This is a genomic window from Nocardioides sp. CPCC 206348, from assembly GCF_048654705.1.
Lineage (GTDB): Bacteria > Actinomycetota > Actinomycetes > Propionibacteriales > Nocardioidaceae > Nocardioides.
Genome location: NZ_JBMCZA010000172.1, coordinates 1 through 334, shown reverse-complemented (window position 1 = coordinate 334; position 334 = coordinate 1). Strand labels below are relative to the sequence as shown.

At 66.8% G+C, this 334-nt stretch carries 1 protein-coding gene; it reads left to right on the top strand.

Annotation, left to right across the window (positions count from 1 at the left end):
• The coding region (locus tag ACOADB_RS13565) for an AMP-binding protein (RefSeq protein WP_378599431.1) at window positions 1-334 on the top strand (334 nt) is incomplete at both ends.

The following is a 334-nucleotide window of genomic DNA, read 5'->3' as shown; positions in this document are numbered from 1 at the left end:
GCGGCCGTCGATGACCTCGCGATCGGACTGATCCGCGCGGGGATCGTCAAGGGCGACCGGGTCGGGATGTGGGCCCCGAACTGTGCGGAGTGGACGATCACCCAGTACGCGACGGCGAAGATCGGCGCGATCCTGGTCAGCATCAACCCGGCCTACCGGACCCACGAGCTGGCGTACGTGTTGAAGCAGGCGGGTGTGAAGCTCCTGGTGTCCGCGACGGAGTTCAAGACCAGTGACTACCGGGCGATGGTCGAGGAGGTGGTCGAGGAGGTGGTCGAGGAGACGCCTTTGGAGAGGGTGCTGTTCCTCGGCACCCCGGGGTGGGACGAGGCCA